General features: G+C 69.4%; 23 protein-coding genes. 13 read left to right on the top strand and 10 right to left on the bottom strand.

Going from position 1 to position 23044, the window contains the following annotated elements:
* Positions 1 to 19: 19 nt before the first annotated feature.
* On the bottom strand, positions 20 to 1237 hold the full coding sequence (locus tag QTI68_RS04785) for a THUMP domain-containing class I SAM-dependent RNA methyltransferase (protein WP_286519966.1): 1218 nt from the start codon (positions 1235 to 1237) through the stop codon (positions 20 to 22).
* A gap of 62 nt (positions 1238 to 1299) precedes the next feature.
* Here QTI68_RS04785 and QTI68_RS04780 point away from each other — a divergent pair, with 62 nt between their 5' ends.
* The 8 genes from QTI68_RS04780 to QTI68_RS04745 all read left to right on the top strand — a co-directional run bounded on the left by QTI68_RS04780 (position 1300) and on the right by QTI68_RS04745 (position 8264).
* The gene (locus QTI68_RS04780) at positions 1300 to 3063 is read left to right on the top strand and encodes an ATP-binding response regulator (protein WP_286519965.1); all 1764 of its coding nucleotides are present in this window, start codon (positions 1300 to 1302) and stop codon (positions 3061 to 3063) included.
* Positions 3064 to 3081: 18 nt separating this feature from the next.
* Positions 3082 to 3684 carry a cytochrome b gene (locus QTI68_RS04775; protein ID WP_286519964.1) on the top strand — a complete coding sequence of 201 codons (603 nt, stop codon included), beginning with the start codon at positions 3082 to 3084 and terminating at the stop codon, positions 3682 to 3684.
* Positions 3681 to 4265, top strand: coding sequence for a YceI family protein (locus tag QTI68_RS04770; protein ID WP_286519963.1), 585 nt, complete (start codon positions 3681 to 3683; stop codon positions 4263 to 4265). The genes QTI68_RS04775 and QTI68_RS04770 overlap by 4 nt, the downstream gene beginning before the upstream one ends.
* A 37-nt stretch (positions 4266 to 4302) precedes the next feature.
* Positions 4303 to 4920 carry a YceI family protein gene (locus QTI68_RS04765; RefSeq protein ID WP_286519962.1) on the top strand — a complete coding sequence of 206 codons (618 nt, stop codon included), beginning with the start codon at positions 4303 to 4305 and terminating at the stop codon, positions 4918 to 4920.
* Between the two features lie 242 nt (positions 4921 to 5162).
* Positions 5163 to 5459 carry a hypothetical protein gene (locus QTI68_RS04760; protein WP_286372042.1) on the top strand — a complete coding sequence of 99 codons (297 nt, stop codon included), beginning with the start codon at positions 5163 to 5165 and terminating at the stop codon, positions 5457 to 5459.
* A 148-nt stretch (positions 5460 to 5607) separates the two neighbouring features.
* Positions 5608 to 6912, top strand: a complete 1305-nt coding sequence (locus QTI68_RS04755; protein ID WP_286519961.1) for an MFS transporter — start codon at positions 5608 to 5610, stop codon at positions 6910 to 6912.
* 28 nt (positions 6913 to 6940) lie between these two features.
* A complete protein-coding gene (locus tag QTI68_RS04750; RefSeq protein ID WP_286519960.1) occupies positions 6941 to 7642 on the top strand; it encodes a Crp/Fnr family transcriptional regulator in 702 nt (233 codons plus the stop codon).
* Positions 7643 to 7709: 67 nt separating this feature from the next.
* Positions 7710 to 8264 (top strand): VOC family protein, encoded by a 555-nt coding sequence (locus QTI68_RS04745; RefSeq protein WP_286519958.1) that lies wholly within the window; start codon positions 7710 to 7712, stop codon positions 8262 to 8264.
* A 54-nt stretch (positions 8265 to 8318) separates the two neighbouring features.
* Here the strand turns inward: QTI68_RS04745 and QTI68_RS04740 are convergent, their stop codons facing one another.
* The 7 genes from QTI68_RS04740 to argS all read right to left on the bottom strand — a co-directional run bounded on the left by QTI68_RS04740 (position 8319) and on the right by argS (position 16281).
* On the bottom strand, positions 8319 to 9926 hold the full coding sequence (locus tag QTI68_RS04740) for a phospholipase D family protein (protein WP_286519957.1): 1608 nt from the start codon (positions 9924 to 9926) through the stop codon (positions 8319 to 8321).
* Positions 9927 to 9928: 2 nt separating this feature from the next.
* Positions 9929 to 11524: an RNA polymerase factor sigma-54 gene (locus tag QTI68_RS04735; RefSeq protein ID WP_286519956.1), complete on the bottom strand. Its 1596-nt coding sequence runs from the start codon at positions 11522 to 11524 to the stop codon at positions 9929 to 9931.
* Positions 11525 to 11537: 13 nt separating this feature from the next.
* Positions 11538 to 12314, bottom strand: a complete 777-nt coding sequence (gene lptB, locus QTI68_RS04730) for an LPS export ABC transporter ATP-binding protein (RefSeq protein ID WP_286519955.1) — start codon at positions 12312 to 12314, stop codon at positions 11538 to 11540.
* A gap of 14 nt (positions 12315 to 12328) precedes the next feature.
* On the bottom strand, positions 12329 to 13015 hold the full coding sequence (gene lptA, locus QTI68_RS04725) for a lipopolysaccharide transport periplasmic protein LptA (protein WP_286519954.1): 687 nt from the start codon (positions 13013 to 13015) through the stop codon (positions 12329 to 12331).
* A 124-nt stretch (positions 13016 to 13139) separates the two neighbouring features.
* A complete protein-coding gene (locus QTI68_RS04720; protein ID WP_286519952.1) occupies positions 13140 to 13787 on the bottom strand; it encodes a thiol:disulfide interchange protein DsbA/DsbL in 648 nt (215 codons plus the stop codon).
* A gap of 104 nt (positions 13788 to 13891) precedes the next feature.
* The gene (locus QTI68_RS04715; protein ID WP_286519951.1) at positions 13892 to 14593 is read right to left on the bottom strand and encodes an SPOR domain-containing protein; all 702 of its coding nucleotides are present in this window, start codon (positions 14591 to 14593) and stop codon (positions 13892 to 13894) included.
* Positions 14594 to 14607: 14 nt separating this feature from the next.
* Positions 14608 to 16281 carry an arginine--tRNA ligase gene (gene argS / locus QTI68_RS04710; RefSeq protein ID WP_286519949.1) on the bottom strand — a complete coding sequence of 558 codons (1674 nt, stop codon included), beginning with the start codon at positions 16279 to 16281 and terminating at the stop codon, positions 14608 to 14610.
* A gap of 132 nt (positions 16282 to 16413) precedes the next feature.
* On the opposite strand from argS, the gene QTI68_RS04705 reads away from it, so the two are divergent.
* Positions 16414 to 16677 carry a hypothetical protein gene (locus tag QTI68_RS04705; protein WP_286519947.1) on the top strand — a complete coding sequence of 88 codons (264 nt, stop codon included), beginning with the start codon at positions 16414 to 16416 and terminating at the stop codon, positions 16675 to 16677.
* Between the two features lie 51 nt (positions 16678 to 16728).
* Here QTI68_RS04705 and QTI68_RS04700 read toward each other — a convergent pair whose 3' ends face one another.
* Together QTI68_RS04700 and QTI68_RS04695 are read right to left on the bottom strand one after the other, a co-directional pair.
* Positions 16729 to 17181 carry a DUF2214 family protein gene (locus QTI68_RS04700; RefSeq protein ID WP_286519945.1) on the bottom strand — a complete coding sequence of 151 codons (453 nt, stop codon included), beginning with the start codon at positions 17179 to 17181 and terminating at the stop codon, positions 16729 to 16731.
* Positions 17182 to 17203: 22 nt separating this feature from the next.
* Positions 17204 to 18139 (bottom strand): LysR family transcriptional regulator, encoded by a 936-nt coding sequence (locus QTI68_RS04695; RefSeq protein WP_286519944.1) that lies wholly within the window; start codon positions 18137 to 18139, stop codon positions 17204 to 17206.
* A 92-nt stretch (positions 18140 to 18231) separates the two neighbouring features.
* Here QTI68_RS04695 and QTI68_RS04690 point away from each other — a divergent pair, with 92 nt between their 5' ends.
* The 4 genes from QTI68_RS04690 to QTI68_RS04675 are packed head-to-tail and all read left to right on the top strand — an operon-like array spanning position 18232 to position 23039.
* Positions 18232 to 18852: a TetR/AcrR family transcriptional regulator gene (locus tag QTI68_RS04690; protein ID WP_286519943.1), complete on the top strand. Its 621-nt coding sequence runs from the start codon at positions 18232 to 18234 to the stop codon at positions 18850 to 18852.
* Positions 18849 to 20471: an MFS transporter gene (locus tag QTI68_RS04685; protein ID WP_286519942.1), complete on the top strand. Its 1623-nt coding sequence runs from the start codon at positions 18849 to 18851 to the stop codon at positions 20469 to 20471. Before QTI68_RS04690 ends, QTI68_RS04685 begins: the two co-directional genes overlap by 4 nt.
* A 25-nt stretch (positions 20472 to 20496) precedes the next feature.
* On the top strand, positions 20497 to 21630 hold the full coding sequence (locus tag QTI68_RS04680) for an HlyD family secretion protein (protein WP_286519940.1): 1134 nt from the start codon (positions 20497 to 20499) through the stop codon (positions 21628 to 21630).
* On the top strand, positions 21627 to 23039 hold the full coding sequence (locus QTI68_RS04675; protein WP_286519938.1) for an efflux transporter outer membrane subunit: 1413 nt from the start codon (positions 21627 to 21629) through the stop codon (positions 23037 to 23039). The genes QTI68_RS04680 and QTI68_RS04675 overlap by 4 nt, the downstream gene beginning before the upstream one ends.
* Positions 23040 to 23044 lie beyond the last annotated feature (5 nt).

Here is a 23044-nt window from a genome sequence, read left to right as displayed (position 1 = left end):
GGGTGGGCCGCATTCTGTCTCAAGCGGCCTTGCCGCGTGCGGAGCCCGCCACCATGTCGAACCTGAACAGCCGGCACTCGATCGGCCCGTTCCACATCGGCACCCGGCGCGACTCCTTCAGGCGCATCCGCTTGGGCAGCTGCAGCTCGGGCGTCAGCACCCAGGCGGTCCAGCCGGCGTAGTTTTTTTTCCAGTGGCTCGCGAGCTGGACGAAGAACTCGCCGCCGTCCTCGGTCTGCGCATCCTCGCGGCCGCGGGCCACGCCGCCGACTTCGATCCGCTCGCCATAGGGCGGGTTGAGCACGATCACGCCCGATTCGGCCGGCGGCATGCGCTGCAGGGCATCGCCGCCGCGGAACTGGATCGCCGATGCCACGCCGGCGCGCTCGGCGTTGCGTTCGGCGAAGTCGACCATGCGGTGCGAGACGTCGGAGCCGAAGATCGCCGGCGGCTGCGGCGGCGACGCCGGCACCGACGCGGCCTTCAGGGCCGACCAGACATGGGGCTGGAAGGGCAGCAGCTTCTCGAAGCCGAAGCGCCGCAGCGAGCCGGCGGCGATGCCCGAGGCGATCTGCGCCGCCTCGATGGCGATCGTGCCGCTGCCGCAGCAGGGGTCGTAGAGCGGCTGGGCGGCCACCGCGCCGGTTTCCGGGTTCCACCAGCCGCTGGCCGCCAGCATCGCCGCCGCCAGGGTCTCCTTGAGCGGCGCATCGCCCTTGTCCTGGCGCCAGCCGCGCTTGAACAGCGGCTCGCCCGAGGTGTCGATGTAGAGCGTGCAGGTGTCGGTCGTGAGGTGGGCGAAGACGCGGCAGTCGGGCCACTGGGTCTCGATGCTCGGGCGCACCCCGCCCGCCTTGGCGCGGAAGCGGTCGGCGATCGCGTCCTTGATGCGCAGAGTGGCGAAGTTCAGGCTCTGCAGCGGGCTGTGCTGGGCCGTGGTCTCGATCTTGAAGGTCTGCTTGGGCGTGAACCAGATCTCCCAGGCGACGCCGCTGGCGATCGCGTAGAGGTCGTTCTCGCTGCGGTAGGGCGCATGCGCGAGTTCGATCAGCACCCGCTGGGCCAGCCGGCTGTGCAGATTGAGATTGAGCGCGTCGCGCCAGTCGGCACGCACCCGCACGCCGCCACGCAGAGTGAGCAGGTCCTGCCCCATGCGCCCGGTCAGCGCATGCACTTCCTGCGCCAGGAAATCCTCGACGCCGGCGGCGCAAGGGAGAAAAAGCGAGAGATCGTTCACGCCGCGATTGTCGCCTCGACAGGGCCCGGCCAGCCGTCGGCTGTTCTATAGTCGACCGGCCGATGAGCTTCTCGCCCACCCCCGCACACCCCGAGGCCGCCGGCGCGGACCGGTTCGCCATCCGCTGCGAGGTGCTGCGGCTCAGTGCCCAGCCGAGCGGGCCGGTGCTGTGGGTGCAATTCTTGCTCGACTGCGGCGTGGCGGCACTGTTCGCCTGGCAATACTCGGTGCCGCACGCGGCCGCATGGATCGCGCTGATCGCGGCCACCACCGCCTGGCGCGGCCTCTTCCCGCAACGGCTCCCGGTGCCGCTGACCGCCGACAACCTGCCGCCGGCGCTGCGCCAGCACACGCTGCGCATCGCGCTGCACGAGGGCGCCCACGGGCTGGCCGGCATCCTGCTCTTCAACCCGCAGGATCCGACCTCGCAGCTGATGATCGGCCTGGTGGTGATGGCGATGACGCTGTCCTCGGCCTTCTCGGTCTCCTACCACACGCCGGCGATGCAGCTCGCGATCACGCTGCTGCTGGCACCGGTGATCGGCATGGGGCTGGCGCTGGGCGCGCCGGTCATGAAGGTGCTGTCGCTGCTCGGCATCGGCCTGCTGGCGATGGTCTGGAAACTGGTGTCGGAACGCTCCCGCCAGCTCGAGGAGAACATCGGCCTGCGCCACAACGAAAGCGCGCTGCGCCAGCAGGCGCTGGCCGGGCTGCAGGAAGCGCAGCAGGCCGAGGCCGAGCGGCTGCGCTTCTTCTCGGCCGCCAACCACGACCTGCGCCAGCCGGTGATGGCGATGGGCCTGCAGGCCGAGGTGCTGCGCCAGCAGCTGCATGCGGGCGAGGACATGGCCCGCGTGATGAACACGGTCGCCGCCCTGTCGCGGGCCCAGCAGGCGCTCGAGGGGCTCACCAACCAGCTGCTCGAGATCGGCCGCATCGAGGCCGCCGCCGACCCGATCTCGCCGGTGGCGGTCGCGCTGGCGCCGCTTTTGAACGAATTCGCGCGCCAGGCCGGCAGCGGCCGCGTGCGGGTGCGCTGCCCGGCCACGGCCGTGGTCTGGACCGACCTGGTGGCGCTGCGCCGGATCCTCGGCAACCTGGTCGACAACGCGCTCAAGTTCACGCCCCGAGGCCGGGTGCTGCTGGCCTGCCGCCAGCGCGGCGAGAGCTGGCGCATCGAGGTCCGGGATGCCGGCATCGGCATCGCGCCGGAGGCCCAGGAGCGCGTCTTCGGCGACTTCGAACAGGTCGGCAACGTCGAGCGCAACCTGCAGCGCGGCCACGGGCTGGGCCTGGCGATCGTGCGGCGGCTGGCGCTGCGGCTGGGCGTCGAGATGTCGCTGCGCTCGGCGCCGGGGCGCGGCTCGGTGTTCGCCTTCGCGCTGCCCGCGGCCCCGCCGGGGGTGCCGCTGGCGCCGACACCGGTGGCGGACGCCGAGGCCGCGCAGGCGCCGCAGCCGCTGCGTCCTGGCCTGGTCGTGCTGGTGGTCGAGGACAACGCCGTGGTGGCCGACGGCATCGCGGCGCTGCTGCGCCTGTGGGGCGCCCGGCCGCAGCTCTGCGGCAGCGCGGCCGAGGCGCTCGCGCTGCCCGACCTGGCGCCTTTCGACATTGCGCTGTGCGACATCCGGTTGCCCGGCCGGCTCGATGGCATCGCGCTGGCGACCGAGCTCCAGCGCCGCCGCCCATCGCTGCCGATCGCGCTGGTCTCGGCCGACATCGACGACGCGACCCGGCAGCTGGCGCACGAGCGCGGCTGGCAGGCGCTGCGAAAGCCCGTGCAGCCCGCCACGCTGCAGGCGCTGCTGCGACGCTTGCAGCGCTGAAGCGCCTATGCTGCCGTCATGTCCCCCGCGCTGCAGTCCCCCCTGGCCGAGTCCCGCGACGCCCCCCGCTACGGGCCGGTGGCGATCGCCCTCCACTGGCTGCTGGCGCTGATGATCCTGACCTCTTTTTGCGTCGGCCTGTCGATGACCGGGCTGCCCTTTTCGCCGCTGCGCGTGAAGCTCTACAACTGGCACAAATGGGCCGGCATCACGATCCTGGCGCTGTCGGCGGTTCGGCTGCTGTGGCGCCTGTCGCACCCGCCGCCGCCGCTGCCCGCGCCCATCCGCTCGGCCATGCCCGGCTGGCAGCTGGCCGCCCACCGCGGGCTGCACGCCCTGCTCTACCTGCTGTTCTTCGTCGTGCCGCTGCTGGGCTGGGCCTACAGTTCGGCGCTCGGTGTCCCGATCGTCTGGCTCGGCGTGCTGCCGCTGCCGGACTTCGTGCCGGTCGACAAGGATTTCGCCGAAGCGGTTCTGAAGCCGCTGCACGCCCTCGGCGCCTTCAGCCTGGCCGCGGTGGCCGGGGTCCATGCCGCCGCCGCCCTGAAGCACCATTTCATCGACCGCGACGGCCTGCTCGATCGCATGTCGCCCTTCCCACGCCGGAATCGCTTGCCATGACCTTTTCATTCCCGGGCCGCCACCTGCTGTGCGCGGCTGCGCTGCTCGCTGCCGGCGCGGCCGGCGCCGAACCGGTCACGCCGGCGAAGCTGCTGCCGGCCCAGAGCCAGATCGTCTTCGTGACCCGACAGATGGGCGTGCCGGTGGAAGGCTCGTTCAAAAAATTCGACGCTCAGGTGGCCTTCGATCCGCGCAAGCCCGAAGGCGGCAGCGTGGCACTGCAGATCGAGGTCGCCAGCGCCAGCCTGGGCATCCCGCAGAGCGACGCCGAACTGCCCAAGGCGGCCTGGTTCGACAGCCAGCACTTCCCCAAGGCCGAGTTCCACTCCAGCACGATCAAGGCGCTCGGCGGCGGCCGCTTCGAGATCGCCGGCAAGCTGACGATCAAGGGCAGCACCCGGGACGCGCTGGTGCCGGTCGAGATCACGCAGTCGGCCGGCCAGTCGACCGCGAGCGGAAGCCTTACGATCCAGCGCCTCGCCTACAAGATCGGCGACGGCGAATGGACCGACACGTCGGTGGTGGCCGACGACGTCCAGGTCCGCTTCAAGCTGGTGCTGGCGGGACTCGGTCAGCTGTGAATCCGCCACCTTCTCCACGTCCATCCGAAAGCTCGCCATGAAGAAACTGCTCACGCTCGCCGCACTGACGACCGCGGCGGCACTGGCCGGCGCCCAGCAGGCACCCGAAGCCGCCGCCAAGCCGGCCGGCGGCCCGGTCAAGGGCGCCACCTACGTGGTCGACCCGACCCACACCTTCGTCAACTACGAGATGGGCCACTACGGCACCACCACCAACCGCGGCCGCTTCAGCACCAAGGACGGCAGCATCAAGATCGACCCGTCGGGCAGCACCGGCAAGGTCGACATCACGATGGACATCAGCTCCATCAACACGGGCGTCGACCTGCTCAACCGGCACCTGATGAGCAAGGACTTCTTCAACGTCGCCGAGTTTCCGATCGCCCGCTTCGTCGCCGGCCAGATCGACTTCAGCGGCGACAAGGTCACGCAGGTCAACGGCACGCTGACCCTGATGGGCCAGACCCGCCCGGTGCTGCTCAAGGCCAACCGCTTCAACTGCTACCTGAGCCCGCTGATCAACCGCCAGATCTGCGGCGGCGACTTCGAGACCACGGTCGAGCGCAGCCAGTGGGGCATCAGCTGGGGCCTGGCCTTCGGCTTCGAGGACAAGGTCCGGCTGCTGGTGCAGGTCGAGGCGGTCAATATCCAGTGAATCGGCGGGCAGCGCGATCGACGTTTGCATTCGCGTTGCATTCACCCATGGTTTTCCTTTAGTCGCAGGTGCCGGATCGCTTGATTTGAATCAAGGCGACCCGTTCACGCGGGGAGGTGGCAAACGTACGCTACACCGTGGTCGATCCTCTACGGATCGGCTGCAGGGAGGCAGAGGCGCTATCCGGTCACGGATCCATCGCCCCGCCGGTATCGTCACACAGCCATAAAAAGGGATTGATCATGAGCGTTGTATTCACCCGCATCGGAACCCCGCTGCCCGGCAAGCAGGCCGAGGCTTTCGAATTCGTCAAGGGCCGCGCCGCCGCAGTCAACAAGGCCTACGGCACCAATGCCGAGGTCCATGTCCGCATCGGCGGCCCGATTGGCCAGATGGTCATGGTGTCCTACCACAAGAGCATCCAGGAACTCGAGGACATCAAGCGCCGCGTCATCGAGGACTCCTCCAGCGGCAAGATCCCGGTGGCACCCGAAGGCATCTTCTCGAGCGTCGAAGACGCCATCTGGCTGACCAAGTAGGCGAGCCCGCCAGCGCGGTCCCGATTCGCCGGCCCGGCTTCCTCCGAAGCGCCGGCGAATCTTCGTTTCGAGCCCACGCGGCCGATCCGGGTCAAGAACAAACCAGCCGGCCGCCGAGGCCACTGCCACCATTCAGGCGGGGAGACACATGAAATCACAGAGTTCCATGCGGTGGTACGGCATCACCACGCTGTTCGTCGTCGTTGCCATCTCCTACATCGACCGCATCAACATCGCCATCCTGTTCAACAACGCCGACTTCCTGGAGCACATCGGGCTGACGCTCGACGACAAGGGCAGGCAGGGCTTCCTGGCCACCGCCTTCATGCTGGGCTACGGCATCTCGGCCTTCATCTTCACGCCCTTCTGCGCCGCGCTCTTCGGCGTGCGCAACAGCCTGCTCGGCGGACTCCTGATCTGGGGCGGGGTCACGGCGATGTCGCCCTGGTTCGACAGCTACGGCAGCCTGCTGGCGTCGCGGGTCCTGCTCGGCGTCTCCGAAGGCCCGCTCTTCTCGCTCGCCTCCGCCTACATCAAGGCGCATTTCGAAGACCGCGAGAACGGCAAGCCGAATGCCTTCGTGAACATGGGCACCGGCCTCGGCCTGGCCGTCGGCTTCCCACTGATCAGCCTGATGCTGGTGCACTTCCAGTGGCAGACCTCGTTCTACCTGCTGGGCCTGATGAACGTCGCACTGGGCATTCCGCTCGTCTTCGCCTTCATCCACATGCCCAAGACCCTCGGCAACCAGACCCGGCCGGAATCCGTCGGCGCCGCCCTCAGCCAGATCCAGGGCATCATCAAGGGCGCCCTCCAGACGCGCCACCTGCTGCTGATCACGGTGCTCACCTCGGCGGCGTTGGCCTACCTGTGGGGCGCCAGCAACTGGCTGCCTGCCTACCTGGAGCAGGCACGCGGCTTCAGCCGCGCGGAAATGGGCTGGCTCGCCTCCCTGCCGCAGTACGCCACGGTGCTGGCGGTCCTGCTCGGAGGCATCCTGCTCGACAGGATCGACCGCCCGCAGGTGCCGCTGGTCTTCATGGCCGCCAGCGTCGGTGTCGCGCTGTCGGTGCTGCTGGCCATCAACGTCGAAGACGGCTATTCGGCCACCTACTGCCTGATCGCCGCCAGCTTCTGCTGGGGCCTGCTGAGCCCGGCCATTCCGAGCACGGTGCAGTACTTCTCACGGCCGGAACACGTTGCCAGCGCCTTCGGCGTGGTCAATGGCACGGGCAGTCTGGTGGCCGGCTTCATGCCGGCGCTGATGGGCATCGTGATCGGCTCGGTTTCCGCCAACACCGACGGATCGGGCGGCGCGGCCGCCGGATTCTTCGCCGGCTTCGCGCTGCTCATCGGTACGCAGGCGATCGTCCTCGCCTGTGGCGGCATCCTCTGGTGGCGCGAGCGCAAGAGAAGCCTTCCGCCCGGTGTCGTGCTGGGCGCATCCGGCTGATGGTCGCCAGTCCCTGGAACCCACTCGAGTGACAGCCCCCACACAACGCTACCTTGAAATTCTCCGCAACCTGCCTCTGTTCCAGGAGGTCAGGCAGGCGGACCTCGAAGCGCTCGCGCCATCGGTTCGAACCGTGCACGCCGAACGCCGGAAGGTGCTCTTCAAGCGAGGCGACCCCTGCGAGGGCTTCCACATGCTGGTATCGGGCAAGGTCAAGCTGTCTCTGGTGTCTTCGCAGGGTGTAGACAAGCCATTGGACTTCGTCACTTCTGGCGGCAGCTTCGGAGACATCACGATGCTGCTGGAGCGCCCGTACTACCTGACTGCGCAGGCGCTCGAAGACAGCCTGCTGCTCTACCTTCCGCGCAATGCGATCGTGCGGTTGATCGAGAGCGACAGCCGCTTCGCGATGCGCATGCTCGCCAGCCTGTCGATGCGGATGCGCAACGTGGTCGATGACATCGAATGCTTCTCGCTGCAGCCCCCTGCCGCGCGGCTGGTGACCTACCTGCTGCGCCTGCTGCCGCCGGGCAGCATGACGCCCGCCAAGATCGAGCTGTCGATGCACAAGAACGTGGTCGCGGCGCAGCTCAACCTCACGCCGGAGACCCTGTCGCGCTACTTCCGCGAACTGGCCGACCGCGGGCTGCTCAGCCTGGAGGGGCGCACGATCGTGGTCAACGACATCGACCGCCTTGGCGAGTACCTGGCGGATCGAACCAAGCTTTGAGCCGCCGGTCCGGTGGGATCGCCTCGAGGCAGATCCCGCGTTTTTTTATTCCACAGGAGATCATCGAGTGAACTTCTTCAGCGTCTTCTTGCTTGCTGCGTCATTGACGGGTGCAGTCGTTGCCATTGCATCGGACGATTCGCAGACCCAACACGCGAGTACGACGGGCTCGCCGTGGCTGTCTTCCCGGCTGATCACGCCCCACCTGACAGTCAAGAACGTCGCCGCCAGCAAGCAGTTCTACACGCAGACCTTCGGCTTCAAGCTGCGCTACGAAAACCTCAAGGATGGCCTTCCCGTGCACGTCGAGATGGACTATCACGGCGAACTGGCGCTCATGTTCGTGCCGGAGAACGTAGGTGGCCGCCCGACATTGGCGCCGATCTCTTTCGCCGACCCCAGGCAGCACACAGCCTACTTCTACATCTACGTAGACGACGTGGATGCGGTGGCTGCACGTGCGAAAGCTGCGGGGGGAGTCGTGCTCGAGACGCCCCGTGACGCCCCTTGGGGGGATCGGTTCGCCCTCATCGCGGACATCAATGGCTACCACTGGGGCTTGGCGCAGACCCGAGAACCAGGCTTCCCCACATTCGACCCCCGCAAACGGTCGTCGAAGTGAGTCAAGTCCGCAGCGCCTCCACCTCGGCTCGACGGCCGGCCCGGTCCGCGGCTTCTACAGCAGGCTCTCCGGCGCCAGCGGCGCGAGCAGTTCCAGCATCGCGCGGTCCCACAGGTTCGAGTCGGGCTCGACCGTCAGCACCTGGTCGGCCCCGTCTTCCGACGTGACCCATTCGAGCTTTTCACCGCCCTCGGCGAAGCGCACCCGGTAGGCGCCCTGCTGCTTGAGCACGTCGAGCAGCTTCAGGACCTGCTGCGCCATCTCGGGGCTGGCGATGAAGAGCCCGATCTCGGTGTTGTGGGTGTCCGAGCGCGGGTCGAAGTTCATCGAACCCAGGAACAGCGCGCGGCGGTCGAAGATCGCCGACTTCGCGTGCAGCCGGCCGACCTGCGAGCCGAACAGGCCGAGCCGCACGCTGCGCTTGGTGCGCGCCGAACTCAACTCGTAGATCTCGACGCCGAGCCGCAGCATGTCGGGCCGGTAGCGCCGGTAGCCGGTGTGGACCAGCGGCTCGTCGGTGGCCGCCAGCGAGTTGGTCACGACGCTGATCCGCACCCCGCGCCCGCGGACCTCGCGCATGACCTCGAGACCGGCCTTGCCCGGGATCAGGTAGGGCGACACCAGCGTGACTTCGGAGCGCGAGCGCCGCATCTGCTCGATCACGTTGTAGCGCACGCTGTCGACATCGAGCAGCGGCACGCCGCCGTACGACGCAGTCTTGCCGACGACCCGGTCGGGGGCGTCGGCATAGGCCTCGGCCAGGGTCCAGATCAGGTCGAGCCGGGCGCCGTCCTTCAGCTCCGGCCCGAGCGGCGCGTAACCCAGCACGTCGTTGGGCGCCGGCGGGCGCGGCGCCGGCGTCGTGGCGGGGCCCGTGGCCTGCTCGAAACGCTGCTGCAGTTCCGCCGGCGGCAGCGGGGAGGCGACCACGGTCCCGATCGGCCGCACGTAGGGGCTGTTCCAGAACAGGTCGAACAGGTTGCCGAGGCGCTTCACGAGGGCGCCGGCAACGAAGGTGTCGATGTCCAGGAAGTTCGCGCCGGCGGTCTGCGTGAAGTACTGGTTCCCGATGTTGCGGCCGCCCGCCACAGCCATCGCGCCATCGGCGATGAAGAGCTTGTTGTGCATCCGGCGATTGACGCGGTCGAAATCGAACAGCGAGCTGGAGAAGCGCTGCAGCAGGCTGCCGCGGCCGGCCGGAAACGGGTTGAACAGCCGCAGCTCGAGGTTCGGCGTCGCGGCCAGCGCGAGCAGCAGCTCGTCCTCGCCGGAGGTGTAGAGGTCGTCCATCAGCAGCCGCACGCGCACGCCGCGCAGCGCCGCGTCGCGCAGGGCGCGCAGGAAGTAGCGGCCGGTCTCGTCGTTCTCGATCTGGTAGTACTGGACGTCGAGCGTGCGCTCGGCGCGGCGTGCGAGCTGCAAGCGGGTGTCGAGCGCGAAATCGCCGCCGGGCATGAGCCGGAAACCACTCAGCTCCGGGTCGGGCGAGGAGGCCTTGGCGATCCGGCCCAGCGTGGTCTCGGCGGAGGCCGCGATCGCGCTCGAGGGCTGGCGCTCGAAGTCGGCCGGCAGCATCGCGCAGCCGCTGGCCAGCAGCGTCGTCGCCGCCAGGGCCAGGCCGAGCCGCCACCAGCGCGCCAGCAGGCCCGGGCCGTGAAGCATCGCTAGAGGGCCTTGCGCAGATTGGCCGGCGCGATGCGCAGGGCCTCGCGGTACTTCGCCACCGTGCGGCGCGCGCATTCGATCCCCTGCTCCTTGAGCATCTCGGAGATCTGGCTGTCGGACAGCGGCTTCTTCAGGTCTTCGGCGCTCACGAACTGCTTGATCAGCGCCCGCACCGCGGTGCTGGAGGCGTTGCCCCCGGTCTCGGTGCCGAGCGCCGAGCCGAAGAAGTACTTGAGCTCGACCGTGCCGTAGGGCGTCGCCATGTACTTGGCGGTGGTCACGCGGCTGATGGTGGATTCGTGCAGCCCGAGTTCGTCGGCGATCTCGCGCAGCACCAGCGGCCGCATCGCGAGCTCGCCGTGCACGAAGAAGCTCTTCTGCCGTTCGACGATCGCGTTCGACACCCGCAGGATGGTGTCGAAGCGCTGCTGGATGTTCTTGATGAACCAGCGCGCCTCCTGCAGCCGCTGCGACAGCGCCTGGCTGCCCTCGCCCTTGTGCTGCTTGAGCGCGCCGGCGTAGATGTCGTGCACCCGCAGCCGCGGCATGACCTCGGGGTTGAGCATGACGCGGAACCTGGTGTGGGTGCCGTTGCCGATGCGCGTCACGATCACGTCGGGTATCACCACGTTGCGCTCGACGTCGACGAAGCGGCGGCCCGGCTTGGGCTCGAGCCGGGCGATCAGCTGCAGCGCCGCGCGGACCTCTTCCTCGTTGCTGCGCGTGAGCGTCGCCAGCCGCTTGAAGTCGCGCCGCGCGAGCAGCTCCATCGGCTGCTTGCAGATCGCGATCGCGGTCATGCGCACCTGCGCCTCGTCGGCGTCCTCGTCGGGCTGCGCCAGGGCGCGCAGCTGGATCGTCAGGCACTCGCCCAGGTTGCGCGCGCCGACACCGGCCGGCTCCAGGCTCTGCAGCAGGCCGAGCGCGACCTGGAAGTGATGCACCAGGTCGTCGAACTGGTCGTTGTCGTCGCCGGCCAGGCCCGAGGCCAGCGCCGGCAGCGAATCCTCGAGGTAGCCGTCGTCGTTGAGCGATTCGATCAGGAAGCGCAGCGCCGCGCGGTCGGTCTCGCTGAGCCGCAGGCCCAGCGCCTGGCGGTGCAGGAAGGACTGCAGCGACTCCTGGCTGCGCGCCAGCTCGGTGGCATCGGTGCGCTCGTCGTCGCCCAGGTTGTTGGTGCGCGCGGGCGCATCGCTGCCCCACTCGCTGTCGTCGGGCGCCATGTCGACCGTGCCGTCGCCCTCCCAGTCGGGCTCGCCGTCGACCGCGTCCAGGGTGGCGGGCTCGGCAACGTCGGCGGCCACCGCGACCTCGGCGGCGGGCGCCGAGGGGCCGGGCGTGAAGTCGCCATCGCCGTCGCCGCTGAATTCGGCCTGGCGATCTTCGTCGCGCACCGGCGCATCGGCGGTATCGAGGCCGAATTCCTCGCGCGCGGCTTCCTCGGCCGTGCGTTCGAGGAACGGGTTGTCGTCGAGCATCTGCTCAACCTCCTGGCTCAACTCGAGCGTGGAGAGCTGCAGAAGCCGGATCGACTGCTGCAGCTGCGGCGTGAGCGCCAGGTGCTGGGAGACGCGAAGCGAAAGCCCCTGCTTCATCGAGATTGGGCTCCTACATCCGGAAGTGCTCGCCCAGGTACACGCGTCGTACCTCGGCGTTGTCGACGATCTCCGAAGGCGTGCCTTGTGCCAGCACATGCCCGTCGCTGATGATGAACGCGTGATCGCAGATGCCCAGCGTTTCACGCACGTTGTGGTCGGTGATGAGCACGCCGATGCCGCGCTCCTTCAGGAAACTGATGATCCGCTGGATCTCGATCACCGCGATCGGGTCGATGCCGGCGAAGGGTTCGTCCAGCAGGATGAAGCGCGGCTGTGTCGCCAGGGCGCGGGCGATCTCGACCCGGCGGCGCTCGCCGCCGGACAGCGACAGCGCCGACGAATCGCGCAGGTGGTCGACCCGGAGGTCGGCCAGCAGTTCGCCCAGGCGCTCCTCGATGCGAGCCTTGTCGAGCGGCACCATCCGGCCGCGTTCGTCGGGCTCGCCCTGCAGCTCGAGCACCGCGCGGACGTTTTCCTCGACCGTCAGCTTGCGGAAGATCGAGGCCTCCTGGGGCAGGTAGCTCAGGCCCATGCGGGCGCGGCGATGGATCGGCATGTGGGCGATCGGCTCGCCATCGATCGAAATGTCGCCGGCATCGGCCCGCACCAGCCCGACGATCATGTAGAACGAGGTGGTCTTGCCGGCGCCGTTGGGGCCCAGCAGTCCGACCACTTCGCCCTTCTGCACCGCCAGCGACACGTCCTTGACGACCGTGCGGCTGCCATAGCTCTTCTGCAGGCTGCGCGCTTCCAGCCGGCTGCCCGGCTGGCTGTCGCTGACACTCATCCCGGCTGTTTCGATCACTGCTTGGAGTCTCCGCCCAGCGTGGTGGTGGAACGCAGGCTGTTGCCCGGCGCCGGCGTGGTGGCCGGCACCGCCGGCTTGGCGCCGGGGGTTGCGGGTGACGCGGCCGCCTTGGGCGTGAGGATCGCCTTGACCCGGCCGCTCGCCTGGGTCGAGACGCCGGCATTCGGCGGCAGCGACGAACCATTCACCGTGAAGGTGTCGTTGCTCTGGTCGTAGACGATCAGCGGTCCGCTGCTCTCGTCGTTGGGGGTGGCGCCGATCAGGCGGCGCATGACCGCGCGGCGGATGAACTTCACGTTGTCGGCGCGGCTGTCGTATTCGATCACTTCGCCCTCGCCCTCGATCCACTCGTCGGTGCCGCTGTTGCGCTTCTGCTTGAAGTAGGCCAGCTTGCCCGGTTCGGCCGTGACGACGCCGTACTGGTAGCCCTCGGGATCCTGGCGGACGTCGATCCGGGTGCCGCGGATCTGGATCGTGCCCTTGTTGACGACCACGTTGCCGGTGAACACGCTGGTCTGCTTGAGATCGTCGTAGCGCATGTTGTCGGCCTCGATGTTCATCGGCTTGCTCCGGTCGGCCTGCTCGGCCGGGGCCAGCGATGCGAAGCCGGCCAGCGCCAGGGCGAGCATCAGCACGCGCACAGGACGACGGCGGGGGGAAGAGCGTAAGGGAAATGTCATAGAGGCACGAAACTTGCTCTGCGATTGTAAGCGTCTGCGGGACGCCGCCTCGCGCGGCCTGGACGAAAAAGCCCGCGGATGCGGGCTTCATGAACGGAAAAGTGGCGGCGGGGCCGCCCTTCGCTCAGCCCTTGCGGGCTTCGGTGACCAGGAAATCGACCGTCTGCAAGGCGCGGTCGAGCGAGCCGGCGGTGTCGCCGTCGACATACCAGCGGCCGGCCACGCCCAGGGCGGGCACGCCGGCGACTTGGTAGTCGGTCGTCAGCTGGGCGGCGCGCTTGGCCTTGCCGACCACCGAAAAGGACTTGAACAGCTCGGCGAACTTCTTCGAATCGAGGCCCGGCTGCTTTTCGACCCAGGCCAGGATCGCGGCGTCGCCGGTCAGGTTCAGGCGCTGCTGGTGGATCGCCTCGAAGACCTTGGGCACGAATTCGTCGGCCTTGCCCATGGCCTCCAGGGCATAGTAGAAGCGCGCCTTGGCGTCGGTGTCGTTGCCGACGAAAGGCACCGGGACCCGCCGGAACGCGACATGCGGCGGCAGCTGCTTGATCCAGGGCTCTACCTTCGGCTCAAAGGCCGCGCAATGCGGGCAGTTGAACGAGAAGAACTCGATCACTTCGACCTTGCCGGCCGGCGCATCGACCGGTGCCGGCTTGCCGAGCACGATGTAGTCGGTGCCGGCCTTGAAGGCGCGGCCCTGCGCATGCGAAGGGCTGGCCAGCGGAAGAAGGGCCAGCGAAGCAGCGGCCAAAGAAAAATCACGACGTTGCATTTGGAAATTCTCCTGTCGGCAGAAAGAGCCCGCGAACCGGGGTGGAGTTCCCCGGGCGCACGAAGTAAAGATGGGTGAAGTACCAGGCCGGCGCCGTCGCCGGCCTATCGCTGGACGCGCACCAGGGCGGATTCGAGGCCGCCGCTGTCCAGGCGCTCCTTGAGCTGGTCGGCGTCGTCCTTCTTGTTGAACGGACCCGCGCGCACCCGGTAGACCGTGCGGCCCGCCTGCTCGCGCTCGGTCACACGCGCCTCGACGCCCATCAGCGAGAGCTTGGCGCGCTGGGCGTCGGCATCTTCCTGGGTTCGGAACGCACCCGCCTGGACGAAGTACATGAAAGGATCGGTGCCGGTGCCGGCTGCCGCCGCGCCGCTGCCAGAGCCGCTGCGCGCCTTGGCGAGATCGCCGATCGGGTCGTTCGAGGGCGGCAGCGCATTGGCTTCCGCCGGCACCGGCGCGGTCCGCGGCGGCCGCGGCGTGGCGGTGCTGCCGGGGGCCACCACCACCGGCACCGGGGCCGTGGGTGGCGCCGCGGCCGTTGCCGGGGCGGTGGCCGGAACCGGGGCCGCGGTCGCCGGGCCACGGCCCGGCGCGCCGGCCTTGCCCGCCAGCGGCGCGTTGGGGTCCCAGTCGCGGTTCTTGCGCGCCTCGGCTTCGTCCTGCTCGGCGCCACCGCGCTGGGTCTTGGTCATGAACGGGATCGGCACCTTGGTCACGTAGACCGCGATGCCGAGCGCGATGCCCAGGCCGAGCACCAGGCCGATGATCAACCCGATGACGATGTTGCCGCTTTGTCTTTGTTTCATGGTGGAGAGAGGAATCACATCTTCTGCGGCGCACTGACGCCCAGAACAGCGAGGCCATTGTGCAGCACCCGCGCGGTCGCCGCGACCAGCGCCAGGCGAGCTCGCTTGACCGGCTCGTCATCGACCAGGATGCGCTCGGCGTCGTAGTAGCTGTGGTAGCTGGCGGCCAGCTCGCGCAGGTAGAAAGTGACGTCGTGGGGTGCGAAATCCTTGGCCGCGGCGGTCAGCATCGCGGGGTACTTGGCCAGTTGCAGCAGCAGCGCCTGCGACGCCGGGCTTTCGAGCGGCGACAGGTCGGCGCCTTCGAGGCTCGCCGGGTCGCCGCCCCAGGCCGCCAGCACCGAGCAGATGCGCGCGTGGGCGTACTGGACGTAGTACACCGGGTTGTCGTTGTTCTGCGCCAGCGCCAGGTCGATGTCGAAGGTGTATTCGGTGTCGGGCTTGCGGCTCAGCAGGAAGAAGCGCACCGCATCGGTGCTGGTCCATTCGATCAGGTCACGCAAAGTGACGTAGCTGCCGGCGCGCTTGCTGATCTTGACCTCTTCGCCGCCGCGCACCACGCGCACCATGGTGTGCAGCACGTAGTCGGGATAGCCGGCCGGAATGCCGACCCCGGCCGCCTGCAGGCCGGCGCGCACCCGCGCGATCGTGCCATGGTGGTCGGTGCCCTGGATGTTGACCACCTTGTGGAAACCGCGCTCCCACTTGGCGATGTGATAGGCCACGTCGGGCACGAAGTAGGTGTAGCTGCCGTCGCCCTTGCGCATGACCCGGTCCTTGTCGTCGCCGTAGTCGGTCGACTTGAGCCACAGCGCGCCGTCCTGCTCGTAGGTCTTGCCGGCATCGACCAGCTTCTGCACCGTGGCGGCGACCCGGCCGCTGGTGTAGAGGCTGGACTCCAGGTAGTAGTTGTCGAAGCGGACCTGGAAGGCCTTGAGGTCCAGGTCCTGCTCGTGGCGCAGGTAGGCGACCGCGAACTGGCGGATCGAGTCGATGTCCTCGACGTCGCCGCTGGCGGTGTATTCGCGGTCGTCCGAGCGCACGGTCTTCCTGGCCTTGAAGTCGGCCGCGATGTCGGCGATGTACTCGCCGTTGTAGGCCTGCTCGGGCCACTCGGCGTCGCCCGGCTTGAAGCCCTTGGCGCGCAGCTGGGTGCTGGTGGCCAGCGTCTGGATCTGCACGCCGGCGTCGTTGTAGTAGAACTCGCGCCAGACCTTGTCGCCCTGCGTGGCGAGCAGGTTGCAGATGGCGTCGCCCAGGGCCGCCTGGCGGCCGTGGCCGACGTGCAGCGGGCCGGTCGGGTTGGCCGAGACGAACTCGACCAGCACCCGCTCGTCGCGCGCGGGCTGGCTGCCGAAGGCGGCGCCGGCCTGGAGGATCTCGCGCACCACCTGCTGGCGGGCCGCGGTCTTGAGGCGGATGTTGAGGAAGCCGGGACCGGCGATCTCGACCGCTTCGACCCATTGGGCGAAGGCCGGTGTGGCTTGCAGCGCGGCCGCCAGCTGTTCGGCCAGCTCGCGCGGCTTGCGCTGCAGCGGCTTGGCCAGCTGCATGGCGGCGGTGCTGGCGAAATCGCCATGGGCCGCCACCTTGGGCGACTCGAACGCGGCTTTGCTGCCGGCGCCGGGCGAGAGGGATTCGAGCGTGTTCGCGAGCGCCGCGAGCAGCTCCTGTTTGACCAATAGCATCGCGGGATTTTACCGGGGCCAAAAGACGCACCCGTAACGAACGTCATCCAACAGTGAACGTCGGCCGTTAGGATGAACAGCCCCGGGGCGGGGGAACACCGTCTCAACCGACTTTCCAAGGACTCCTACATCATGAAAAAGCTCCTTTCCCTGCTGGCTCTGGGCGCCACCCTGTCGTTCGGCATCGCACACGCTTCCCCCTGCGACACCCAGGCGGCGGACAAGAAGCTGAGCGGCGCGGCCAAGACCAGCTTCGTCAAGAAGTGCGAGAAGGACACCGCGGCCGCCGCCGCACCGGCTTGCGCCGCCAAGGCGATCGACAAGAACGGCAAGGCCCTGGCCGGCGCCGCCAAGACGAGCTTCATGAAGAAGTGCGAAGCCGACGCGAAGGGCTGATCCGCCCCAGGCCCGGTCCGCAGGGCGATTCGAGCCGGGCCGGCTTTCGGCCTACTTGCCGAAGCCGCGCGCCAGGAACACCGCCGCCAGCGGGATGACCGCGATCAGGTGGGCCTGGATCATCACCAGCTTGCGGGTCTTGCGGACCTCGGCCTCGGCCGGCAGTGCGCCGGTGGTGCGCAGCGCCTGGCGCCAGCGCAGGTAGCGCATCGTCGGAAAGATCGAGATCACGCCGACGATGACGAACAACGTGAGCTTCAGGTGCAGCAGCGGATTGGTCCAGTACCAGGCTGTGCCTTTCACGCCCCACCAGGTGCGCGCCACGCCGGTGGCGATCACCGCCACCGCGGCGATGCCGTAGACCCTGTCGACCTTGGCCAGGCGCTCGACCACCGCGGCGTTGAGCCACTCGACGCGGCACAGCGCGGCCTCGCTGGCGACGAAGACCACCATGGTCAGGATGGCCAGCAGGTGCAGATAGGCAAGGATGGCTTCGAGGGTCATCGGGGGTTTCCTTCTTGGGGTTCTACGGCGCCGCGATTGTGCCGCCCCAGAACTCCGGCCGGGCGTACTGGGCCTTCAGGAAGTCCAGCCACAGCCGCACCCGCAGCGGCAGGTGCTTGCGCTGCGGGAACACGGCGTAGATGCCGTTGGGCGGCGCGGCGAAGGCGTCGAGCAGCGGCACCAGCAGGCCGGCATCGATCTCGGCCTCGACCTCCCAGGTGCTGCGCCAGGCGATGCCATGGCCGGCCAGGCACCAGTCGTGCAGCACCTGGCCGTCGGAGCAGTCGAGCGGACCGGTCGGCTTCAGGTAGATCACTTCATGCTCGCCGCCGGCCGCCGGCACACGGAAGGCCCAGCCGCGGGTTTGCGAGGCGTCGCTCGACAGGCTCAGGCAGGCGAAGCGCGCCAGCTCCCCCGGATGGCGCGGGGCCCCGTGGCGGCGCACGAAATCGGGCGTGGCAACGCAGCGCCGCCGGTTGTCGGCCAGCCGCAGGCTGACCAGCGACGAGTCGGGCAGGTCGCCGACCCGCACCGCGCAATCGAAGCTCTCGCCCGCCATGTCGACCAGCCGGTCGCTGAGGTTCAGCGAGATCGTGACCTCGGGATGCAGTTCATGGAAGCGCGGCACCAGCGGCGCCACGTGGCGGCGGCCGAAGCCGGCCGGCGCGGTGACGCGCAGGTGGCCGCTGGCCTTGACGCCGCCGGCGCTGACGCTGGCCTCGGCGTTCGCCAGCTCGACCAGCAGCCGCTGGCAGTCCTCCAGGAAGGCGCTGCCCTCGTGGGTGAGCGCGATCCGTCGCGTGGTGCGCACCAGCAGCTTGACGCCCAGCCGCTCCTCGAGCGCGTCGATGCGCCGGCCGACGATCGCCGGCGCCACGCCCTCGGCCTTGGCCGCCGCCGTGAGGCTGCCGCGGGCAGCGATCGCGACGAAGGATTCGAGTTGCTTCAGGCGGTCCATCGCCGGCGATTATCACGAGCGGGCGACACCGTGCGGGACTTTCTTATTTTCGATACACTATCGTTTCGAAACTACATAGTTCCACAAATACCATGTCGCCCACCGCCGCCCCACCCGCCACGCCGACCGTCGGCCGCCCGCGCGACGCCGCCCTCGACGCCAACGTCCTGCGCGCGGCGATGGAGCTGCTCGGTGAAGGCGGCATCGCCGCGGTCACGATGGACGCGGTGGCCCAGCGCGCGGGCGCCGGCAAGGCCTCGATCTACCGGCGCTGGAAATCCAAGGACGAGTTGCTGGCCGATGCGCTGACCCTGCACTCGCCGATCGACGTCGAGGTCGACACCGGCAGCCTGCGCGGCGACCTGGTCAAGCTCTACGAGCACTACTACGGCATCGGCAACCACGTGATGCAGGCCGCCATGCAGGAGATGCTGGGCAATGTGCGCCAGCACCTGGCCTGGACCGAGAAGGTGGCGCCCGAGCGACTGACCGCGCGCCGCGCCAAGGTGCGGGCGCTGTTCGAGCGCGCCGTGGCGCGCGGCGAGATCGCGCCGCCGGCCGACATGGACCTGCTGCTCGACCTGGTGCCGGCGATGATCCTCTACCGCTACAACACGCGCAACCAGAAGGTCTCGCGGGCCTCGATCGCCCGCTTCGTCGACGGCGCCGTGCTGCCGCTGGCCGGAGGGAAGCCCCGGGAGCCGCGGCCGTGAGCGACGCCGCTGCCGTGCCCGCCGCCCCGGCACCGCCGGCGGAGCCCTACGACCTGCGCCAGGGCCTGGTGTTCGCCTCGATCTCGCTGCTGCTGGGCCTGACCCAGGGCCTGGGCGTGAACCTGGTCAATTCGAACCTGACCGGCATCCAGGGCTCGCTCGGCGCCACGGCGGCCGAGGCCAGCTGGCTCACCACGGCCTATTTCGCGACCAACATCTCGGCCTCGCTGCTGCTGACCAAGGTGCGCTACCAGTACGGCCTGCGCTGGTTCGCCGACTTTGCGATCGGCGTCTTCCTCCTGCTCTCGCTGGCCCACCTGTTCACCCAGCACCTGGCCTCGGCGGTCTTCGTGCGCGCGGCGCTGGGCGTGGCGGCGGCGCCGATCAGCAGCCTCACGGTGCTCTACATGGCGCAGGCCTTTCCACCGGCGCGGGCGCTGACCGGCTTCATGCTGGGCTTCGCCGCGCTGCAGATCGGCATGCCGCTGTCGCGCATCATCTCGGGCGACCTGCTCCAGAACGGCCAGTGGCACGGCCTGCACTTCGTCGATGCCGGGCTGGCGCTGGTCTCGGTCGCCGCGATCAACGTGGTGCGGTTGCGCCCGATGCCGACGCAGCAGATGTTCGCGCGCGGCGACGGCCTGGCCTTCACGCTCTACGCGAGCGCGCTGGCGTTGATCAGCGTGGTCCTGACCCAGGGCCGGCTGCACTGGTGGACCGACACGCCGTGGATCGGCCTCTGCCTGGCGGCCGCCATCGTGCTGCTCGGCCTCTACGTCCTGGTCGAGCTGCAGCGCGACAAACCGCTGATCGACCTGCGCTGGCTGGCCAGCCCCTTCATGCTGCGCTTCATCGGCGCGACGCTGCTGTTTCGCATCGTGCTGTCGGAGCAGACGGTGGGCGCGGTCGGGCTCATGAACCAGCTCGGCTTCACCAACGACCAGATGCACCTGCTGTTCGTGTTCGTCACGGCCGGCACCGTCGCCGGCTTCCTGGCCGTGCTGCCGGTGCTGCCGTCGCGCAAGTTCGGCCGCGTCGGCACCCTCGCGCTGGTGCTGATCATGGCCGCGGCCTGGATGGACGGGCAGTCGACCGTGCTGACCCGCCCGCACGAGCTGGTTCTGTCGCAGACGCTGCTGGCGGCCGCCAGCGCGATGTTCCTGGCCTCCGCCATGCTCGAGGGCTTCCTGCACGTGATCGCCGGCGGCCTCAAGAACCTGATCAGCTTCATCGCGGTCTTCAGCGGCGGCCAGGCGCTGGCCAGCCTGATCGGCCAGGCCTGGCTCACGACCTTGCTGGCCGAGCGCCAGCGGCTGCACTACGCGCACCTGGTCGACGGCCTGCAGCTGGCCGACCCGCTGGTGGTGCAGCGCCTGGCGCAGCTCGGCAGCGCCTATGCCGCCAGCCTCAACGACGGCACGGCGCGCGCCGCGCAGGCCCTCGCCCTGCTGGGCCAGCAGGTGACGCAGCAGTCATGGGTGCTGGCCTACGACGACCTCTTCCACCTGATCGCCGCAGTCTCGACCCTGGGCTTCCTGGTCTTCGCGGGCACCCACACGCACCGCTGGCACCGCGCGCGCCGCGCCGCGCCCAGCGCCCTCGTTGCCACTTCTTCCTGATTTCTTCCCGATCGCCGGATTCATCATGTCTTCCCTTCCCAAAGCCCTTCGCTCGCGCGGCACCTGGATCGTCCTGGCGGCCACGCTCGCCTGCCTCGCGATGGTGCTGCACGCCTGGCGCCTGCCCCCCTTCCGCGACGGCACCGAAAGCACCGAGAACGCCTTCGTCCGGGGCATGGTGACGATCGTCGCGCCCAAAGTCGACGGCTACGTCGCCGAAGTGATGGTGCAGGACTACATGGCCGTGAAGGCCGGCCAGCCGCTGGTCCGGCTGGACGACCGCATCTATCGCCAGAAGCTGGACCAGGCGCGCAGCGGCCTCGCAGTGCAGGAGGCCAACCTCGCCAACACGGCGCAGGCGCGGCGTTCGCGCGAAGCCGCCATCGGCAGCACGCAGGCCCAGATCGCCAGCGCCGACGCCCAGCTCGGCAACGCCCGCGCCCAGCTGGCACGGGCCCAGGCCGACATGCGCCGGGCCACGCCGCTGGCGAAGGACGGCTCGCTCTCGCAGCGCGAGCGCGACCAGACCGAGGCCGCGCTGCACCAGGCCGAAGCCACGTTGAAGCAGGCCGAGGCCGCCGCCAGCCAGGCGCGTGCCGGCCAGGCCGTGGCGACACAGGACCTGCACACCGTGGTGGTCAACCGCGACGCGGTCGAGGCCGCGGTCGAGTCGGCCCGCGCCGCGGTGCGGCTGGCCGAGATCGATCTCGAAAACACCGAGATCCGGGCCCCGCGCGACGGCCACCTGGGCGAGGTCGGCGTCAAGCTCGGCCAGTACGTCACGCCCGGCACCCAGCTGATGGCCGTGGTGCCGCAGCAGGTCTGGGTGGTGGCCAACTTCAAGGAGGCCCAGACCGCCCTGATGGCGCCGGGGCAGCGGGCGCACTTCCACGTCGATGCGCTGGCCGATGCCGAGCTCGAAGGCCGGGTCGAGCGCCTGTCGCCGGCGACCGGTTCGGAGTTCAGCGTCATCAAGCAGGACAACGCGACCGGCAACTTCACCAAGATTCCGCAGCGCCTGTCGGTGCGCATCGCGGTCGATCCAGGACAGCCGCTGGCCCAGCGGCTGCGCCCGGGGATGTCGGTGGTGGTCAGCGTCGACACGCGCTCGCGCCGCGACGCCGGGGCCGCCGTGCCGACCGAAGGAGACCCGTCATGAAAGCGGCGGACCTGCGCCGAGGCGCCGGCGCGCTGGCGGCCGCGCTCGGCGCGGCCTTGTGGCTGTCTGCCTGCAGCAGCGTGCCGACCGCCCCGACGCTCGCCGCCACGGTGCCCAGTGCCTGGCAGGCCGCGGCCGCCGCCGCACAGCACGGCGCGCCGGTGCAGTCCGGCTGGTGGAGCGCCTTCGGCGATCCGGTGCTCGACGGGCTGGTGCGGCAGGCGCTGGCGCACAACACCGACCTGCGCGCGGCGGCGGCGCGGGTGGCCGAGGCGCGCGCGCTGGCCGACGTCCAGCACGCGGCCGCCTGGCCAACGCTGGACTTCGGCCTCGGCGGCCAGCGCAGCCGCAGCATCAGCGCGGCGAGCGGCAAGCCCTATGTGTCGAACGTGCTGCAGCCCCAGTTCCAGGCCGCCTACGAGGTCGACCTGTGGGGCCGCGTGGCTTCGCTCGGCCAAGCGGCCGATGCGCTGGTGCTGTCCAGCGAGGACACGCGCGACAGCGCGGCGCTGAGCGTCGCCGCCACCACGGCCGCCAGCTACATCAACCTGCGCGCGCTGGACGCCCGCCTCGAGGTCGCCAGGCAGACGCTCGCGGCGCGGCAATCGGCGCTCGAGCTGGCCCGTTCGCGCCAGCAGCGCGGCTACAGCTCGGAGCTCGAAACCGCGCAGAGCGAAGCCGAATACCGCGCGACGGCGCAGGCGATCCCGCAGCTCGAACTGGCGATCGTGCGCCAGGAGCACGTGCTGAACCTGCTGACCGGCGCCGCCCCGGCACCGGTGCCGCGCGGCCTGCCGCTGGTCGAACTCAGGATGCCCGAGCTGCCCGGTACCGGGCTGCCCTCGGAGCTGCTGCGCCGCCGGCCCGACCTGGCGAGCGCCGAGGCCCAGCTCGCCGCCACCGATGCCCAGCTGGCCGCCGCGCGGGCGCAACTGCTGCCTTCGCTGCACCTGGGCGCGACGCTCGGCAGCATCAGCTCGACCGCGCTCACCGGCGACCCGTTCAAGCTCTGGAGCCTGGGCGGCAGCGTGCTGGCGCCGATCTTCGACGGCGGCCGGCTGCAGGCCCAGGTGCGGGCCTCGGACGCCCGCCGCGACCTGGCGCTCGCCGGCTACGAGAAGGTGGTGCTCACCGCCTTCGCGGAGGTCGAGGACCAGCTCGCCGCCGTCGGCGACCTCGGCCGCCAGGGGCAGCAGGCCGAGGCGCAGCGGGTGGCGCTGCAGGAGGCGGTGCGGGTGGCGACCAACCGCTATCGCGAAGGCTACGCGTCCTATCTCGACGAGCTTGACGCCCAGCGCAACCTGTTCAGCGCCCAGCAGGCCGAGCTGCAGCTGCGGGCCGACCAGCTGGCGGCGCAGGTCGGGCTGTACCGGGCGCTGGGCGGCGGCTGGCAGCCCGAAGCCGGCTGATGCGG

Source organism: Variovorax sp. J31P207 (genome assembly GCF_030316965.1).
Taxonomy (GTDB): Bacteria; Pseudomonadota; Gammaproteobacteria; order Burkholderiales; family Burkholderiaceae_C; genus Variovorax; species Variovorax ginsengisoli_B.
Note: the sequence above shows the minus strand (reverse complement) of the source record. Positions and strands in the feature narration are given on the sequence as shown.

Excerpts from the sequence above, each read along its gene's own strand:
- QTI68_RS04780 (WP_286519965.1), top strand. The coding sequence starts at position 1,300 with ATGAGCTTCTCGCCCACCCCCGCACACCCCGAGGCCGCCGGCGCGGAC.
- QTI68_RS04775 (WP_286519964.1), top strand. The coding sequence starts at position 3,082 with ATGTCCCCCGCGCTGCAGTCCCCCCTGGCCGAGTCCCGCGACGCCCCC.
- QTI68_RS04770 (WP_286519963.1), top strand. The coding sequence starts at position 3,681 with ATGACCTTTTCATTCCCGGGCCGCCACCTGCTGTGCGCGGCTGCGCTG.
- QTI68_RS04765 (WP_286519962.1), top strand. The coding sequence starts at position 4,303 with ATGAAGAAACTGCTCACGCTCGCCGCACTGACGACCGCGGCGGCACTG.
- QTI68_RS04760 (WP_286372042.1), top strand. The coding sequence starts at position 5,163 with ATGAGCGTTGTATTCACCCGCATCGGAACCCCGCTGCCCGGCAAGCAG.
- QTI68_RS04755 (WP_286519961.1), top strand. The coding sequence starts at position 5,608 with ATGAAATCACAGAGTTCCATGCGGTGGTACGGCATCACCACGCTGTTC.
- QTI68_RS04740 (WP_286519957.1), bottom strand. The coding sequence starts at position 9,926 with ATGCTTCACGGCCCGGGCCTGCTGGCGCGCTGGTGGCGGCTCGGCCTG.
- QTI68_RS04735 (WP_286519956.1), bottom strand. The coding sequence starts at position 11,524 with ATGAAGCAGGGGCTTTCGCTTCGCGTCTCCCAGCACCTGGCGCTCACG.
- lptB (WP_286519955.1), bottom strand. The coding sequence starts at position 12,314 with ATGAGTGTCAGCGACAGCCAGCCGGGCAGCCGGCTGGAAGCGCGCAGC.
- lptA (WP_286519954.1), bottom strand. The coding sequence starts at position 13,015 with ATGACATTTCCCTTACGCTCTTCCCCCCGCCGTCGTCCTGTGCGCGTG.
- QTI68_RS04720 (WP_286519952.1), bottom strand. The coding sequence starts at position 13,787 with ATGCAACGTCGTGATTTTTCTTTGGCCGCTGCTTCGCTGGCCCTTCTT.
- QTI68_RS04715 (WP_286519951.1), bottom strand. The coding sequence starts at position 14,593 with ATGAAACAAAGACAAAGCGGCAACATCGTCATCGGGTTGATCATCGGC.
- argS (WP_286519949.1), bottom strand. The coding sequence starts at position 16,281 with ATGCTATTGGTCAAACAGGAGCTGCTCGCGGCGCTCGCGAACACGCTC.
- QTI68_RS04705 (WP_286519947.1), top strand. The coding sequence starts at position 16,414 with ATGAAAAAGCTCCTTTCCCTGCTGGCTCTGGGCGCCACCCTGTCGTTC.
- QTI68_RS04700 (WP_286519945.1), bottom strand. The coding sequence starts at position 17,181 with ATGACCCTCGAAGCCATCCTTGCCTATCTGCACCTGCTGGCCATCCTG.
- QTI68_RS04695 (WP_286519944.1), bottom strand. The coding sequence starts at position 18,139 with ATGGACCGCCTGAAGCAACTCGAATCCTTCGTCGCGATCGCTGCCCGC.
- QTI68_RS04690 (WP_286519943.1), top strand. The coding sequence starts at position 18,232 with ATGTCGCCCACCGCCGCCCCACCCGCCACGCCGACCGTCGGCCGCCCG.
- QTI68_RS04680 (WP_286519940.1), top strand. The coding sequence starts at position 20,497 with ATGTCTTCCCTTCCCAAAGCCCTTCGCTCGCGCGGCACCTGGATCGTC.
- QTI68_RS04675 (WP_286519938.1), top strand. The coding sequence starts at position 21,627 with ATGAAAGCGGCGGACCTGCGCCGAGGCGCCGGCGCGCTGGCGGCCGCG.